General features: G+C 64.2%; 17 protein-coding genes. 5 read left to right on the top strand and 12 right to left on the bottom strand.

The annotated features are described in order from the left end of the window. Positions 1-139 precede the first annotated feature (139 nt). The 5 genes from dapB to hrcA form a co-directional block, all read right to left on the bottom strand. Complete coding sequence (gene dapB / locus ECTHA_RS0104135) at positions 140-949, bottom strand: 4-hydroxy-tetrahydrodipicolinate reductase (protein ID WP_025280925.1); 810 nt, start codon at positions 947-949, stop codon at positions 140-142. Continuing rightward, positions 946-2,097, bottom strand: coding sequence for a molecular chaperone DnaJ (gene dnaJ, locus ECTHA_RS0104140; protein ID WP_025280924.1), 1,152 nt, complete (start codon positions 2,095-2,097; stop codon positions 946-948). The genes dapB and dnaJ overlap by 4 nt, the downstream gene beginning before the upstream one ends. Before the next feature lie 127 nt (positions 2,098-2,224). Then, on the bottom strand, positions 2,225-4,171 hold the full coding sequence (gene dnaK / locus ECTHA_RS0104145; RefSeq protein ID WP_025280923.1) for a molecular chaperone DnaK: 1,947 nt from the start codon (positions 4,169-4,171) through the stop codon (positions 2,225-2,227). A gap of 112 nt (positions 4,172-4,283) precedes the next feature. Then, positions 4,284-4,874, bottom strand: a complete 591-nt coding sequence (gene grpE / locus ECTHA_RS0104150) for a nucleotide exchange factor GrpE (RefSeq protein ID WP_025280922.1) — start codon at positions 4,872-4,874, stop codon at positions 4,284-4,286. Positions 4,875-5,019: 145 nt separating this feature from the next. Beyond that, positions 5,020-6,078, bottom strand: coding sequence for a heat-inducible transcriptional repressor HrcA (gene hrcA / locus ECTHA_RS0104155; RefSeq protein ID WP_025280921.1), 1,059 nt, complete (start codon positions 6,076-6,078; stop codon positions 5,020-5,022). Positions 6,079-6,226: 148 nt separating this feature from the next. Here hrcA and ECTHA_RS0104160 point away from each other — a divergent pair, with 148 nt between their 5' ends. Together ECTHA_RS0104160 and recN are read left to right on the top strand one after the other, a co-directional pair. Further along, positions 6,227-7,108 (top strand): NAD(+) kinase, encoded by an 882-nt coding sequence (locus tag ECTHA_RS0104160; protein ID WP_025280920.1) that lies wholly within the window; start codon positions 6,227-6,229, stop codon positions 7,106-7,108. Positions 7,109-7,174: 66 nt separating this feature from the next. Further along, entirely contained in the window at positions 7,175-8,848 is a 1,674-nt protein-coding gene (gene recN / locus ECTHA_RS0104165) for a DNA repair protein RecN (RefSeq protein WP_025280919.1), read from the top strand. Positions 8,849-8,890: 42 nt separating this feature from the next. Here the strand turns inward: recN and fur are convergent, their stop codons facing one another. Beyond that, positions 8,891-9,331, bottom strand: coding sequence for a ferric iron uptake transcriptional regulator (fur, locus tag ECTHA_RS0104170; RefSeq protein ID WP_025280918.1), 441 nt, complete (start codon positions 9,329-9,331; stop codon positions 8,891-8,893). A 109-nt stretch (positions 9,332-9,440) separates the two neighbouring features. Here fur and ECTHA_RS0104175 point away from each other — a divergent pair, with 109 nt between their 5' ends. Further along, complete coding sequence (locus tag ECTHA_RS0104175; RefSeq protein WP_026623524.1) at positions 9,441-9,770, top strand: outer membrane protein assembly factor BamE; 330 nt, start codon at positions 9,441-9,443, stop codon at positions 9,768-9,770. A gap of 15 nt (positions 9,771-9,785) precedes the next feature. Here ECTHA_RS0104175 and ECTHA_RS0104180 read toward each other — a convergent pair whose 3' ends face one another. The 3 genes from ECTHA_RS0104180 to ECTHA_RS0104190 are packed head-to-tail and all read right to left on the bottom strand — an operon-like array spanning position 9,786 to position 11,910. Next, on the bottom strand, positions 9,786-10,079 hold the full coding sequence (locus ECTHA_RS0104180) for an RnfH family protein (protein ID WP_026623525.1): 294 nt from the start codon (positions 10,077-10,079) through the stop codon (positions 9,786-9,788). Next, positions 10,066-10,503 carry a type II toxin-antitoxin system RatA family toxin gene (locus ECTHA_RS0104185; RefSeq protein ID WP_025280917.1) on the bottom strand — a complete coding sequence of 146 codons (438 nt, stop codon included), beginning with the start codon at positions 10,501-10,503 and terminating at the stop codon, positions 10,066-10,068. The genes ECTHA_RS0104180 and ECTHA_RS0104185 overlap by 14 nt, the downstream gene beginning before the upstream one ends. 15 nt (positions 10,504-10,518) lie before the next feature. Then, positions 10,519-11,910 carry a sodium-dependent transporter gene (locus tag ECTHA_RS0104190; protein ID WP_026623526.1) on the bottom strand — a complete coding sequence of 464 codons (1,392 nt, stop codon included), beginning with the start codon at positions 11,908-11,910 and terminating at the stop codon, positions 10,519-10,521. A 96-nt stretch (positions 11,911-12,006) separates the two neighbouring features. On the opposite strand from ECTHA_RS0104190, the gene smpB reads away from it, so the two are divergent. After that, the gene (gene smpB, locus ECTHA_RS0104195; RefSeq protein ID WP_025280915.1) at positions 12,007-12,483 is read left to right on the top strand and encodes an SsrA-binding protein SmpB; all 477 of its coding nucleotides are present in this window, start codon (positions 12,007-12,009) and stop codon (positions 12,481-12,483) included. Between the two features lie 4 nt (positions 12,484-12,487). On the opposite strand, the gene dnaQ is transcribed toward smpB, so the two are convergent. The 3 genes from dnaQ to ECTHA_RS17055 are packed head-to-tail and all read right to left on the bottom strand — an operon-like array spanning position 12,488 to position 14,458. Beyond that, complete coding sequence (gene dnaQ / locus ECTHA_RS0104200) at positions 12,488-13,201, bottom strand: DNA polymerase III subunit epsilon (RefSeq protein ID WP_025280914.1); 714 nt, start codon at positions 13,199-13,201, stop codon at positions 12,488-12,490. 50 nt (positions 13,202-13,251) lie between these two features. Beyond that, positions 13,252-13,707, bottom strand: a complete 456-nt coding sequence (rnhA, locus tag ECTHA_RS0104205; RefSeq protein ID WP_025280913.1) for a ribonuclease HI — start codon at positions 13,705-13,707, stop codon at positions 13,252-13,254. Continuing rightward, positions 13,700-14,458: a class I SAM-dependent methyltransferase gene (locus ECTHA_RS17055; protein ID WP_025280912.1), complete on the bottom strand. Its 759-nt coding sequence runs from the start codon at positions 14,456-14,458 to the stop codon at positions 13,700-13,702. Before ECTHA_RS17055 ends, rnhA begins: the two co-directional genes overlap by 8 nt. A gap of 81 nt (positions 14,459-14,539) precedes the next feature. Between ECTHA_RS17055 and ECTHA_RS17060 the strand changes: the two genes are divergently transcribed. Further along, on the top strand, positions 14,540-15,949 hold the full coding sequence (locus tag ECTHA_RS17060; RefSeq protein WP_029762274.1) for a LysM peptidoglycan-binding domain-containing protein: 1,410 nt from the start codon (positions 14,540-14,542) through the stop codon (positions 15,947-15,949). Positions 15,950-16,004 lie beyond the last annotated feature (55 nt).

Here is a 16,004-nt window from a genome sequence, read left to right on the forward strand (position 1 = left end):
CGACACGCATACAGAAGGGGCGGGACGAGACCAGCCCGACCAGCCCGGATAGGATTAGACAACAACGTAAGGATGGGTCAGATAGTAGCGGATCAGGCCCGGGGGTGTCCAATGCAGCCCCCGTCAACACCGCCTGAAATCAGCGCAGACCCAGCACGTCCTGCATGTCATAGAGCCCGGCTGGGCGCCCTGCCAGCCAGGTGGCGGCGCGGGCGGCCCCCTTGGCGAAGGTCATGCGGCTGGAGGCCTTGTGGGTGATCTCCACCCGCTCGCCCAGACCGGCAAACATCACCGTGTGCTCACCCACGATATCCCCGGCGCGGATGGTCTCAAAGCCGATGGTCTTGCGATCCCGCTCCCCGGTCACACCTTCACGGCCGTAGACAGCGCAGTCCTTGAGATCGCGTCCCAGGGCCGAGGCCACCACCTCCCCCATGCGCAGGGCCGTGCCGGAAGGGGCGTCCACCTTGTGGCGATGATGGGCCTCGACCACTTCCACGTCCACCTCGTCGCCCAGCACCCGGGCGGCCATGTCCAGCAACTGCAGGCACAGGTTGACACCCACACTCATGTTGGGTGCAAAGACCACCGGGATCTCCCGGGCCGCCTCGCTGATCCGCGTCTTCTGTTCATCCGTGAAGCCTGTGGTACCGATGATGATGCCCCGCCCCGCCTGGCGGCAGATCTCCAGGTGGTCCAGGGTTCCCTCCGGTCGCGTGAAGTCGATAAGCAGGTCGAAACGGTCGGTCAGTGCGGCCAGATCCGACTCCAGGGCCACGCCCAGGCGCCCCTGCCCTGCCAACTCACCGGCGTCGCTGCCCAGGAGGCTGCTGCCGGGCTGTTCCGTGGCCACGGTCAATTCCAGGCCCGGAGCCTGGCCAACGGCTTCGATCAGGGTGCGCCCCATGCGACCGCCGGCACCAACAATGGCGATACGCGCTGGCGTCATGATTTTCTCCAGAATTTCAGGTCTTCAAAAAAGCCCTTCACACCATCGAGCCAACCCTCATGCTGGGGGCTGTGACGCTCCCCGCCGGCCTTCATGCTGGCCTCGAACTGCTGCAGCAGTTCCTTCTGCTCCTTGGTGAGGTTGATGGGGGTTTCCAGCTTGACGCTGCAGATCATGTCGCCCTCGGCGCCGCCATGCACCGAACGCACCCCCTTGCCACGCAGACGGAACAGCCGTCCGGTCTGGGTTTCCGCCGGAACCTTCAGGGCCACACGGCCCTTGAGGGTGGGGATCTCCAGCTCGCCACCCAGGGTGGCTGTGGCGAAGCTGATGGGCACTTCGCAGTACAGGTCGCTGCCCTTGCGGGTAAAGATCTGGTGGGGCTTCACGTGCACCTGCACGTACAGGTCCCCGGACGGGCCGCCATTGATGCCGGCCTCGCCTTCGCCCGAGAGGCGGATGCGGTCGCCGCTGTCCACGCCGGGCGGCACGGTCACCGTCAGCGTGCGACGCTCCTCCACGCGACCCTGGCCACGGCAGGTGCCGCAGGGTTTGGGAATGATCTTGCCGGTGCCACGGCAACGGGGACAGGTCTGCTGCACCGAGAAGAAGCCCTGCTGCATGCGCACACGCCCCATGCCGCCACAGGTGTCGCAGGTCTCGGGCGTGGTACCGGGTGCGGCACCACTGCCGTTACAGGCCTTGCAGGTGGACAGGGTGGGCACGCGGATCTTCACGTCCGTGCCGAACACCGCCTCCTCCAGGGTCATCTCCAGGTTGTACTGGAGATCGGACCCGCGGAAGGCGCCACTGCCGCCACCGCCCCGGGCGCTGGTCCCGAAGATATCGCCGAAGATGTCCTCGAAGATATCGCTGAAGCTGCCCCCGCCAGCCCCAGGGCCGCCGCCACCACCGCGGACGCCGTCCACGCCGGCGTGACCGAACTGATCGTAGGCGGCCCGCTTGCGGGCGTCGGAGAGCACTTCATAGGCCTCCCGAGCCTCCTTGAAGCGGTCCTCCGCCTGCTTGTCGCCTGGATTGCGGTCCGGGTGATATTTCATGGCCATCCGACGGAAGGCCTTCTTGAGCGCGTCCTCGCTGGCGTTCTTCGCCACCCCCAGGACTTCGTAATAGTCGCGTTTTGCCATGATTACCGTGGGTCACTCAGAAACGGTAAAGCCCGCAGGCCGCCTTCCTCCCCCGAAGGGGATAAAGACAGCCAGCGGACCCTGATTGCCTGACACGGGACCCCATGTAGCGGCCCCGCGTGCGGGTTTACTTCTTCTTGTCGTCCACTTCCTCGAACTCGGCATCCACCACATCATCCTGTGTGGACTGCTGGCCCTGGCCGCCGGACTGCTCACCGGCACCCGCGGTCGCGCCCTCGGCGCCTCCCTGGTCAGCCTGCTGAGCATACATGCGCTCGGCCAGTTTACCGGAGACCTCGGTCAACTTCTGCGTCTTGGCCTCGATATCCTCCTTGCTATCACCCTTCATGGCCTCACGCAGGTCGTTAAGGGCGGACTCGATGCTGGACTTCTCGTCGGCCTCCACCTGGTCGCCCATGTCCTTGAGGGTCTTCTCCACCGAGTGAATCAGGTTGTCGGCCTGGTTGCGCACACCCACCAGTTCATGGAAGCGCTTGTCTTCCTCGGCGTGGGCCTCGGCGTCCTTGACCATCTTGTCGATCTCGTCCTCGCTCAGACCCGAGGAGGCCTTGATGACGATGGATTGCTCGCGACCGGTGGCCTTGTCCTTGGCGGACACGTTCAGGATGCCGTTGGCGTCGATGTCGAAGGTCACCTCCACCTGCGGCACACCACGCGGCGCCGGCGGGATGTCCGTCAGGTCAAAGCGGCCCAGGGACTTGTTGGCCGCGGCCTGCTCCCGCTCACCCTGCAGCACATGCACGGTGACCGCCGTCTGATTGTCCTCGGCGGTGGAGAACACCTGATTCGCCTTGGTGGGAATGGTGGTGTTCTTTTCGATGAGCTTGGTCATCACGCCACCCAGGGTCTCGATGCCCAGGGACAGCGGGGTCACGTCCAGCAGCAGCACGTCCTTCACGTCGCCGCCCAGCACACCGCCCTGGATGGCGGCGCCCACGGCCACGGCCTCGTCCGGATTCACGTCGCGGCGCGGATCCTTGCCAAAGAAGTCCTTCACCGCCTCCTGCACCTTGGGCATGCGGGTCTGACCACCCACCAGGATCACGTCGTCCACGTCGGACACGGACAGGCCGGCATCCTTCAGGGCCACCTTGCAGGGCTCGATGGTGCGCTTGATGAGCTCTTCCACCAGGGATTCCAGCTTCGCCCTGGACACCTTGATGTTCAGGTGCTTGGGCCCGGTGTTGTCGGCCGTGATGTAGGGCAGGTTCACGTCGGTCTGCTGGCTGGAGGACAGCTCGATCTTGGCCTTCTCGGCGGCTTCCTTGAGGCGCTGCATGGCCAGCGGATCGCCCTTGAGATCGATGCCCTGCTCCTTCTTGAACTCGGAAGCCAGGTAATCGATCAGGCGGGTGTCAAAGTCCTCGCCACCCAGGAAGGTGTCACCGTTGGTGGCCAGCACCTCGAACTGATGCTCGCCGTCCACCTCGGCGATCTCGATGATGGACACGTCGAAGGTGCCGCCGCCCAGGTCATACACGGCCACCTTGCTGTCGCCACGGCTCTTGTCCAGACCATAGGCCAGGGCCGCCGCAGTGGGCTCGTTGATGATGCGCTTGACCTCAAGGCCGGCAATCTTGCCTGCATCCTTGGTGGCCTGGCGCTGGGAATCGTTGAAGTAGGCCGGCACCGTAATGACAGCGTCGGTGACCGATTCACCCAGGTAGTCCTCGGCGGTTTTCTTCATCTTCTGCAGCACGCGGGCGGAGATCTCCGGCGGCGCCATCTTCTTGCCACGGACTTCCACCCAGGCGTCGTTGTTGTCCGCCTTGATGATCTTGTAGGGCACCATGTTGATGTCCTTTTGCACCTCGGGCTCCTCGAAACGCCGCCCGATCAGACGCTTGACCGCAAACAGGGTGTTGGTCGGGTTGGTCACCGCCTGGCGCTTGGCGGACTGCCCCACCAGCACTTCGCCATCCTCGGCGAAGGCCACGATGGAGGGCGTGGTGCGACCACCTTCCGAGTTCTCAATGACCTTGGCCTTGCCGCCTTCCATCAAGGCGACGCAGGAATTGGTGGTTCCCAGGTCGATACCGATTGTTCTACCCATGGTGATTCTCCAGATTTCAGATGACTTTCAAGACTATATTCGTCAGGACTACCCGGTACGTGGGGGCGCTCACGGGCTTTTCAACCCCTGACCGTTTACATTGTTCGATGCCTTACTGTCCGGCCGGCGGATCCTGCGACGGAGGTGGCTCGGAGGCCGGGGCCCGACTGACGATCACCATGGCCGGGCGCAGCAGACGATCATTGAGGACATAGCCCTTCTGCATCACCGTCATCACCGTATTGGGCTCCAGTTCGGCGTTTTCCTGCATGGACATGGCCTGATGCCGCTCCGGGTCAAAGCGCTCCCCCTCGGGGTCCACTGCCTCGATACCGTGCTTCGACATGGCCTGAACCAGCATCTTCAGGGTCAGCTCGGTGCCTTCGCGGATCTTGTTCACATCCGCCTCACCCTGGGCCGCGTCCAGCCCCATCTCCAGGCTGTCGCGCACCGGCAGCAATTCGCCGGCGAATTTCTCCAGGGCGTACTTGTGGGCCTGCTCCACGTCGCGCTTGGCGCGCTTGCGCAGGTTTTCCAGTTCCGCCTGACTGCGCACCAGCTTGTCCCAGTATTCCCGAGCCTCGGCCTGGGCCTCTTCCAGCTGCTTGAGCAGCGTGGCTGGATTGAATTCGGTCTGCTGCTCCTGCGGGGCCGCGGTATCCTCTGCGGCCTGCGCATCATCTTTGTGTTCGTCGTTCGCCATGAAAACTCCGCTCGGCTATTACGTGACTGGTTCCTGGCCCCCCGCTCCCGGCGCGGGGCCCTTGTTCTCGACATGACAAAGCCACGGAGTGCCAGACGGCCACCGCCGCCAGCCCCGAGGCTCTCTCCTGCCACCTATGTGGGATTCAATTTCGGGAATTCAAGGCCGCGCCCAACAGCTTGGCGGTAATGTCCACCACCGGGATGATGCGCTCATAGGCCATGCGGGTGGGCCCGATCACCCCCAGCACGCCCACCACCTGGCCGCCCACGTTGTAAGGCGCCGTCACGACGCTGCAGTCATCCAGCACCTTGTGGCCCGATTCCTGACCAATGAAGATCTGCACACCCTGGGCACTGATGCAGGTATCCAGCAACGTTAGCAGATCCCGTTTTTCGGTGAAGGCCTCGAACAGGCTGCGCAACTTCTCCACGCTGGACAGTTCCGCGTAGTCCAGCAGGTGAATCTGCCCCGTGAACACCACCTGGTCGTCCTGCTCCTGGTCACTGAAGGCCTGCTCACCCAGCTGAATGGCGGCCAGCATCATCGTGTTCATGTGCTCGCGCACCGCCTTCATCTCCCGCAGCACCTGCTCACGGGCCTGGCGCAGGTCCAGCCCCGCCAGGTGCTCATTGAGATAGTTGGCCATCTGCTGCAACTCGCTGTGGGAATATTCCCGATCCAGTTGCAGGATGCGGTTTTGCACTTCGTTCTTGTTCATCACCAGGATCGCCAGCACCTGGCGCCCTGATAACTTGAGAAATTCGATCTGTACCAGGGCGGCATGATCTCGCCGCGGCACCCGCACCATGCCGGCCATCTGCGTGACTGCGGAAAGCAGATCGGACGCCGACTCCACCAGCGACTTGGTATCCAGCTCCGGGTTCAGGCGCTCCTTGAGGGTGCGTACTTCCTGGCTGTCCAGGGGCTTGATCTCCAGCAGCGAGTCCACGAACAGGCGATATCCCTGGGCCGTGGGCACCCGACCGGCCGAGGTATGAGGCGAACTGACCAGCCCCATCTCCTCCAGATCCGACATGACGTTGCGGATCGAGGCGGGACTCAGATCCAGGCCTGCGGTGCGCGCCAGGGTACGCGACCCTACCGGCTGACCCTCGCGGACATAACTCTCCACCAGCGCCCGCAGGAGCCGGCGGGCGCGATCATTGAGAGGCTGCGTGTTGCTCGTGTGGGTCGTCTTCATGGGCCACCTTGGCACTCATCAGGGCAGAGTGCCAGGACCGCATGTTACTCCTGCGCCCCCGGCTGTCAAGAAACCCCCGCCCCCGCCCATCCATCAGGCCATGATCCAGCCCATACCCTCCTGACGGGATTTCCACCATAATCCGCCCATGAACCAGCATTTTCAGACCATCGGCATCATTGCCAAAACCGGCGACCAGCCCCTCGCACACATCCTGGATGCGCTGGTGTCGCACCTTCTGCATCATCAGCGCCACGTCCTGCTCGACAGCAGCGCCGTGCCCTGGCTGAGCGACATCGGCGGCTGCGAGACCGTCTCCCGGGAAGAGATCGCCGCCCGTGCCGATCTGGCCATCATTGCCGGAGGCGACGGCACCTTCCTGGCCGCCGCCCGCACCCTGGTGGACGCCGGCGTGCCGCTGCTGGGCATCAACGCCGGGCGCCTGGGCTTTCTGGTGGATGTGTCTCCCCATGAGATGCTGGGCCGGCTGGACGAGATCCTGTCGGGACTGTACGTGGAGGATGACCGGCAGATGCTCACCGCCCGTGTCATGCGCGGTGATCAGGTGGTAGCGGAAGGCGATGCCCTCAATGACGTGGTGATGCACATCCGTGATGTGGTGCGCATGATCGAGTTCGATACCTGGATCAACGGCCGTTTCGTCAACACCCAGCGGGCCGATGGCATGGTGGTGGCCAGCCCCACCGGCTCCACCGCCTATGCCCTGTCAGGGGGTGGCCCCATCCTCTCCCCCTGCCTGGAGGCCGTGGTCCTGGTCCCCATCTGCCCCCACGGCCTGAGCAACCGCCCCCTGGTGGTGCCGGCCGGTGCCCGCATCGAGATCGCCGTCAACGAACACAGCCGTACCCGGGCCCAGGCCGCCCTGGATGGGCAGGACACCATCGACATGGAACCGCTGGACCGCATCATCATCGAGAGCAAACCCCGCAAACTTCACCTGATCCACCCCACCGGTTACGACTATCTGCAGATCCTCCGGGTGAAGCTGGGTTGGGGTGAGCAACCCTGAGCCGGGTGCGCCGGGATACTGTATGTGATTACAATAGAGGAAACCTGATAGCGGACACCCGAGGCCATGCTCACTCATATCCATATCCGTGACTTCGCCATCGTCGATGAACTCTCGCTGGATCTGACGGATGGCATGACCGCCCTCACCGGGGAGACCGGTGCCGGCAAATCCATCCTGGTGGATGCACTGGGCCTTGTCCTGGGAGATCGGGCCGACAGCAGCGCGGTGCGCCACGGGGCACAGCGTGCCGAGGTGAGCGTGCAGATCGAGATCGGCGACGAGGCAGCGGCCTCTGCGTGGCTGGAGGAACAGGGTCTGGACAGCGGCGAATGCCTGCTGCGTCGGGTGGTCAACCGGGACGGCAAAAGCCGGGCCTGGATCAACGGCAGTCCCGCCACCCTGCAATCCCTCAAGACCCTGGGCGAGATGCTGGTGGACATACACGGCCAGCACGCTCACCAGTCACTGCTGCGCAAGGAGGTGCAGCGGCGCATTCTGGATGAATACGCGGACCATCCCAAACGGCTGGCGACCATGCGCCAGAGCCATGCCCAGTGGCAGAAGCTGGCACGCCGCCTGGCCGACCTGAGCGAGGACAGCCAGGCACGGGATGACCGTCGGGACCTGCTGCGTTTTCAGGTGGAAGAACTCCAGGCCCTGGAACTGGCGCCGGAGGAATGGAGCCAATTGGAGGAGGAGCACGGCCGACTGGCCCATGCCGGAAGACTCATGGAAATGGCGGAGTCCGCCTACCAGGCCCTGTATGAGCGCGACGACAGCGCCGAGTCGCTCATCGGGCACTTTGCCGGGGAACTGGAGCAAGGGGAGTCGCTGGATGCGCGCCTGAGCGAACCCCGGGAACTGCTGGCCACCGCCCACATCCAGATCCGCGAGGCGGCAGACTGGCTGAGACGCTATGCCGATGGCCTGGAGATGGACCCGGCGCGCCTGGAATTCGTGGAGTCACGCATGGCCGCCATTCAGGACCTCGCCCGCAAGCACCGGGTGGAACCGCAGGCACTCCCGCAGGTTCTGGAGCAGATGCAGGATGAGCTGGCCGATCTGGAGGAGGGCATGGGCAATCTGGACGAACTGCACCAGGCGGTGAACACGGCCTTGGCGGACTGCCGCAAGGCAGCCCAGGCCCTGCACCAATCGCGCCACAAGGCCGCCGATCGGCTGTCACGGGCGGTCACCGAGGCCATGCAGGGCCTGGGCATGGAAGGGGGGCGTTTTCAGTGCCAGGTGTCCTCCCAGCCCGAGGGACAGCCCACGCCCCATGGCACCGACCAGATCAGTTTCCAGGTCAGCGCCAACCCGGGCCAGCCGGTGCAGCCACTGGCCCGGGTGGCCTCCGGCGGCGAACTGTCACGCATCAGCCTGGCCATCCAGATGATCGCCGCCCGCGCCCTGCCCACGGCCACGCTCATCTTCGACGAAGTGGACACGGGCATCGGTGGCGCGGTGGCCGAGGTGGTGGGCCGGCAGTTGCGCTCCCTGGGCGAGCATCGCCAGGTGCTGTGCGTCACCCATCTTCCCCAGGTGGCCGCCCAGGCCCATCATCACCTGCAGGTGAGCAAGCACAAGGGACGGGATCACACCGCCACCCGCATCCAGCCCCTGGTGGACGACCACCGGGTACAGGAACTGGCGCGCATGCTGGGCGGGGTGGAGATCACGGAACAGACCCTTGCCCACGCAGCCGAAATGGTCAACCGGGCAGGCGCATCGCCCTAGCCTTCACGGCGCCCCCTGCTTGAGCGCCCGGCAGCCCGGAACTCAGTCTTCCTCGTCCTCATCCTTCGCGCAGGGGCAGGAACTCTGGCTGCATTGGCCGTAAATGATCAACGCGTGATCCTTGATGGTGTAGCCCAGGCGGTTGGCAATGGCCTGCTGTCGCTCCTCAATCAAGGGATCCACGAACTCATCCACACGCCCGCATTTCACGCACACGATGTGGTCGTGATGGCGCCCGCGCTCAAGCTCGAATACCGCCTGGTTGCCTTCAAAGTGGTGGCGACTCACCAGGCCGGCGGCCTCGAACTGGGTCAACACCCGGTAGACGGTGGCCAGGCCGATCTCCTCGCCGGCCCCCAGCAACTCCCGGTAGATGGCCTCCGCGCTCATGTGGTGATCCTCTTCCTTTTCCAGGATCTGCAGAATCTTGACCCTGGGCAACGTCACCTTGAGTCCGGCCTTTTTGAGGTCTTGAGTTTCCATCGGAGGGGTTCTCCATGCGGGGCTACACCCTGGCTTGGTGTAGAATTCCGCGCTATGTGGTGTTCGGGACAGGACCCATCTTGCAATTCACGGCTTACTGGAAGCAATCATGGCAAGACTGATTCTCTATTCTATCCTTATCGCCGGCCTGTTGCAGGGTTGCAGCGGCGGGCTGTTTTCGGTGTTCAAACCGGACGTGCAACAGGGCAACGCCCTCAATGAAGATCAGGTGGAACAGCTCCAGCAGGGCATGACACCGCGCCAGGTGCGTTTCCTGCTGGGCGAACCCGTGCTCAGGGACCCCTTCCAGGGGGACCGGCGCTGGGATTACGTCTACTACCTCAAACCCGGCGATGGCCCCGCGGAGCGCCGACGCCTGACCGTTTTCTTCGAACAGGGGCAGGTGAGCCGGATCAGCGATACCGGGGGGCACCAGTAATCCGGCAGCGGGCTGCTACTGGGCAGCCCGCTGCTTGCGCACCGCCTTGGGATCGGCGATCAACGGCCGGTAGATTTCCACCCGGTCCCGATCCCGCAAGGGGGCGTTGAGCTTGGCCAGCTTGCCATACACACCCACCTTGTTGCTGGCCAGGTCGACCTCGGGGCACTGATCCAGGATTCCCGACTCCTGAATCGCCTGCTCGACGGTGGCCCCCTCCGGCAGGGACACCTCCAGCACCACCTGCTTCTCGGGCCGGGCGTAGGCCACCTCCACGCGCAACCCCGATGGCTTGTCAGCGGGCACCATAGACCACCCTGGCGCGTTTCACGAAGGAATCCACCAGGCTGTTGGCCACTTGGTGGAACACAGGCCCGATCACCGCGCTCATGATGCGGTTGGAGAATTCGAACTCCAGGTCCAGGGACACCCGGGTGACATTCTCGTTCAGGGCATCAAACCGCCAGAAGCCCTCCAGGTGGCGGAAAGGGCCATCCACCAGGCGCATTTCAATCATCTTGTTGCGCTGCAGACGATTGCGCGTGGTGAACGATTTGCGCACTGCCCCTTTGGCCAGTTCAATGGAGGCCTTGATCTCGTCCTCATCGGCCGATAGCACGGCCGAGGAACGGCATCCGGGCAGGAAGCCCGGATACGCCTTGACGTCGTTCACCAGATCGAACATCTCCTGGGGCGTGTACGGCACGATGGCCTGACGACTGATGGAAGGCATGAGACTCCTCTGGCACTAGATGATATTGATCGCTTTGAGGAACACCAGCAGGATGCCGATGGGCGCTGCGAAGCGCAGCACATAGTACCACGCTCCAAAAATCAGCCGGGAGCCGATACCCAGCTCATCCTCCACCGAACGACGGGTCATGCGCCAGCCCACGAACAGGGCGATCAGCAGCCCCCCCAGGGGCAGCAGGATATTCATGGTCAGGTATTCCAGGATGTCGAATATCGTGCCGCCAACGTAGATCACCTCCCCGCCCCAGGACACGTGGAAGCCAAAGCCAGCGGACCACAGGTTGAAGGACAGCACCGTACCGATCCCCAGCAGCCAGGCGATGGCGCCGACGATCACCGCCGCCATCGGGCGCTCGATATCCCGGTTTTCCGACAGCCACGCCACCGCCGGCTCCATCAGGGAGATGGACGAGGTCCAGGCGGCCATCACCAGCAGCACGAAGAACAGGGTGCCGAAGAACAGGCCGAAGGGCATCTCCGCAAAGGCCAGGGGCAGGGTCATGAAGATCAGCCCGGGACCCGCGTCGGCGGCCAGGCCACTGGCGAAGACGATGGGGAAGATCGCCATACCGGCCAGCAGGGCCACTGCGGTATCCGCCGACACCACGGCAGCCGAGGTCCGGGCGATGGAGGCCCGGGAGCTCAGGTAGGACCCATAGATCATGATGGCCCCCATGCCCAGGCTGAGGGTGAAGAAGGACTGCCCCATGGCGAGCAGGATGGTATCGCCGGTCACCTGACTGAAGTCGGGCTTGAACAGGAATCGCAACCCTTCCCCGAAATGCCCCAGGCTGTAGGCATAGCCCACCATCACCAGCAGCAGGACGAACAGGGCCGGCATGAGGAATTTCACCGCCTGTTCAAGGCCGGAGCGCACCCCCCGCGCGACCACCAGCACGTTCATGATCATGAACAGCGTATGCCAGGCCAGCAAACGCTCCGGATCGGAAACCAGGCCGTTGAACAGGGCCTCGACACCCTGAGCGTCCAGACCGGAGAAGGCCCCGCCCGCAGCGCGAAACACATAGGAGAGCGACCACCCGGCGACCACGCTGTAAAAGGACAGGATCATGAAGCCGGCTGCCACGCCAATCCAGCCCACCATGCCCCAGATGCGACTCAGGCCTTCCTCCCTGGACAGGGTGGCCATGGTGTTGATGGGGCTTTGGCGCCCCCGCCGCCCCAGGCTGATCTCGGCCATCATGATGGGCAGACCGATGGCCAGGATGCAGGCCAGATAAATGAGCACGAAGGCACCTCCCCCGTTCTCACCGGCGATGTAAGGAAATCGCCAGATGTTCCCCAGCCCTACCGCCGAGCCGGTGGCCGCCAGCACGAAAATCAGCTTGGACGACCACTGCCCGTGTATCGAGGTTTCTCTTCTCATTGTGGATCCTCCGGATTTGCCGGTCATTTTGATGAAATTCCGCTCAGGCCTCAACGTCTCACCCCGACGAGCCGCCCCTCGTTTATAATCGCCGCCATGAGCAAGAAACAAAAAAACCAGGGGGGCGGCAGTACCATCGCCCTGAACAAGAAGGCCAGACACGACTATTTCATCGAGGATCGCCTGGAGGCGGGCCTGGTGCTTGAGGGCTGGGAGGTGAAGAGCATGCGCGCCGGACGGGCGCAGTTGAGCGAGAGCTATGTGCTCATCAAGCGGGGTGAGGCCTGGCTGTTCGGGGCCCACATCAGCCCGCTGTCCACGGCCTCCACCCATATCAACCCGGACCCTTCGCGCACCCGCAAGCTGCTATTGCACGGCACCGAACTGAGCAAGCTCATCGGCCTGGTGGAGCGGCGCGGCTACACCGTGGTGCCGCTGGCCCTGTACTGGAAACGGGGTCGGGCCAAGCTGGAGATCGGCCTGGCCAAGGGCAAGAAGGCCCATGACAAGCGGGCCGTGGAGAAGGAACGGGACTGGCAGCGGGAGAAGGCGCGGGTACTCAAGAGCGGTTGAGCGCTCACCAGCGCTCCTCCACCCCCAGCTTTTCCAGCACGCGGTGGTGGGCCTCGAGTTCCTGCTCGCTGGCCCGGGGCACCGCGAGCCGGGGTCGATCGGCGGACAGGCGGCGGATGGCCACCTCGGCAGGCCCGGTTGCCCCCTCCCCTTCCGCGTCGCCCCCCAGGGACAGGGTCTTCTGCCCGCCGGTCATGGCCAGGTAGACATCTGCCAGGATACGGGCATCCAGCAAGGCCCCGTGGAGTTCGCGACCGGAGTTGTCGATCTGGTACCGCTTGCACAGGGCATCCAGGCTGTTGCGCTGGCCCGGGTGCATCTTCCTGGCCATCACCAGAGAGTCGGTGATCGTGCAGTGGTCTTCCACGCACCCCCGGTCTGCCCCCAGCAGCTTGAGCTCGTGATTGATGAATCCCACATCGAAGGGGGCATTGTGGATGATCAACTCGGCGCCACGGATGAATTCGAGGAAGTCTTCCACCACGTCCGCAAAGCGGGGTTTGTCTGCCAGAAAGGCATTGCTGATGCCGTGGACCTCCTCGGCACCGGCATCCACCTCCCGGTCAGGCTGCAGATACTGGTGATAGTGTCGGCGGGTCAGCCGGCGCTTGACCATCTCCACGCAACCGATCTCGATGATGCGATGCCCCTGCGCCGGCTCCAGGCCGGTGGTTTCGGTGTCGAGGATGATCTGACGTGCGGGGGTATCGGTCTGCATGGTTCTCTCGGTGGGGCTTTAAGGCGATGCCGCGTGCTTGCAGGCCGGGCTCATCCGGCCAGGGCACCCGCCTTCATCTCGTCGATGGCCTGGTTGGCCAGGGTATCGGCCAACTCGTTTTCAGGGTGACCGGTATGACCGCGCACCCAATGCCAGCTCACCTGATGGAGCGCCGCGGCGGCGTCCAGACGCTGCCACAGATCCTGGTTCTTCACGGGCTGGCCGGCGGCCGTGCGCCACTGGCGCTTTTTCCAGTTGGGCATCCACTGATTGACACCGTTCTTCACATATTGTGAATCGGTGGTCAGCGCCACCTGGCAGGGGCGCTTGAGGGTCTCCAGGGCCTGGATGGCGGCCATCAGCTCCATACGGTTGTTGGTGGTCAGCGCCTCCGACCCCTTGAGGTGCTTTTCATTCCCCTTGAAGCGCAGCACCGCGCCCCAGCCGCCGGGACCCGGGTTACCGCGACAGGCGCCATCGGTATAGATTTCCACCACTTCACTCACGATCACGTCTCCTGCACAAGGGTTTTGCCATGCCACCGGGGACCATTCCCCGCATGGCGCGCCAGCGGGGACGCATCGGGGTCATGGTGGACACCCGCTTGCGGGCCAGAATCACATAGGCCCCTCCCAGGTAAGGCAGATTGCGTCCCCCCAGCCCATGAACGATACCCAGCCGCTCCCGCAGCCCCTTTCCGCCAGCGGGTGGCGTAAAACCCGCGTAGGCCCGGGCGAGCACCTCAAAGCCTAGCAGGGACAGCCATTCCCGTGTGCGGCCGGTGCTGTAACAGGGCTGGGCCCAGGGTGTGCTCCCACGACGCCCGGGCAACATCTCCCATAACCCCATCGCACTCAGGGGGTTGAAGCCGACGATGATCACATTGCCCTCCGGCAGCAGGGTGCGCTCCACTTCCCGCATCACCTGGTGCGGATCATCGCTCAGTTCCAGGGTGTGCATCAGCAGCACCAGATCCAGGGAGTCGGCCAGCACCGGCCACGCCTCCGGAAGCGCCGCCACATGGCCCTCAACCGGTCGGTATTCCATACAAAAGCGATGATTGATGCGACTGCTGGCCAGCAGATCCTCACCCAGGGCCACCTGCCCCAGTTGCAGGACATGAAAACCGAACAACTCCGGCAGGAAACGATCCAGGTGGACCTGCACCGCCGCCAGGAGCGCTCGCCCGGGGGGCGTCGAATACCAGCGGCGCAAGGCGTCCTGGCGATCGACGATGGGAGCATGGGAGGGCGACATAGGGCGGAGGATAGAGACTTTCGCGAAGAGTGGCCAGTCAGGGTTGAGGGGGGGAACCGCCCCCGCTATCCTAGCGCGCCTATGATAAAGAAGAAAACGCTTGGACACTGGGGGGCCGCCACTGGCATCTGCATCCTGTTTGCAGGGTGTGCCAGCCTGCCCGATCGGGAGCCCCTGGAGGGCGCCGAGGAGGCGGTCCAGCCCATGCTGCCGAGCCCTCCCAGCGAGGCAGAGGCCGAGCATCTGAGAAGCGAGGTGGCACGGGCCATCAGCGAGCATTCGGTCGCCGAGCTGGGGGTCGACGATGACCTGTGGGCCCGGGTTCGCCGGGGCATGGGGATGCCCGACGCCCGTGACGAGGACCGCGTGTTACGGTATATCGAGTGGCACCAGGAATATTCCCAATATCTGGAGCAGGTCACCGCCCGTGCCGCCCCCTTCCTTCACTACATCCTGGAAGAGATCGAGGCCCGGGGGCTGCCCACGGAGTTGCTGCTGCTGCCCATCGTCGAAAGCGCCTATCTCCCCATGGCCCAGTCCCCCAGTCAGGCGGCGGGCATCTGGCAGTTCATCCCCTCCACTGGCCGCCACTTCGGCCTGGAGAGCAACTGGTGGTACGACGGTCGTCGGGACATCCACGCCTCCACCCAAGCGGCCCTGGACTACCTCACCCAACTCAATGAACGCTTTGAAGGCGACTGGCCGCTGGCCCTGGCCGCCTACAACGCTGGCCAGGGCACGGTGAGCCGCGCCATTCAACGCAATGAGCGTCGGGGCAAACCCACCGACTACTGGCATCTGGACCTCCCCCGGGAGACACAGCACTACGTCCCTCGCCTGCTGGCCCTGCAGGCCATCGTGCGCGACCCGCAGCGTTATCAGGTCGGCCTGACACCGGTGCCCGATGAACCTCGCATCCAGGTAGTGGATACCAAGGGGCAGATTGAACTGGCAGTGGCCGCCAGACTGGCCGGAGTGGACAAGGAAACCCTGAGAACGCTCAACCCCGGATTCAACCGCTGGGCGACGGCACCCAACGGCCCGCATCATCTGCTGTTGCCAGCAGACCGCGTGAGCGACTTTCACGATGGCCTCAGCCAGCTGGACGATGGCGAGCGCGTGACCTGGCAGCGTCATCGCATCCGGTCAGGTGAAAACCTGGGCCGCATCGCCGCTCGTTATGACGTGACCGTGGGCACGCTCAAGGAGGTCAATAACCTCAAAGGCACCATCATCCGTGCCGGCGATCATCTGCTGATCCCGTCCCCGGGCGTCAGCCGGCAGGTCGCCGCGGGCCCGACTCAAGGCAACGAACCCACCCGCCAGGTGGAATACACGGTCAAACCCGGCGACACCCTCTGGCATGTGGCCCGCCATCATGGCGTGACTGTCCGGGACCTGGCCCGCTGGAACGAACTGTCCACCTCCGACATCCTGCGCCCGGGCCAGACCCTGATCATCCGCACCAGCGGTGAGGCAGTCTCTGCCTGAAGCCGAACATTGGCCCCGGGTGGCCGGTCACCCCACCGATTGCCACCTTTCGCGC

It is taken from the genome of Ectothiorhodospira haloalkaliphila ATCC 51935 (assembly GCF_000633935.1).
GTDB classification, from domain to species: Bacteria; Pseudomonadota; Gammaproteobacteria; order Ectothiorhodospirales; family Ectothiorhodospiraceae; genus Ectothiorhodospira; species Ectothiorhodospira haloalkaliphila.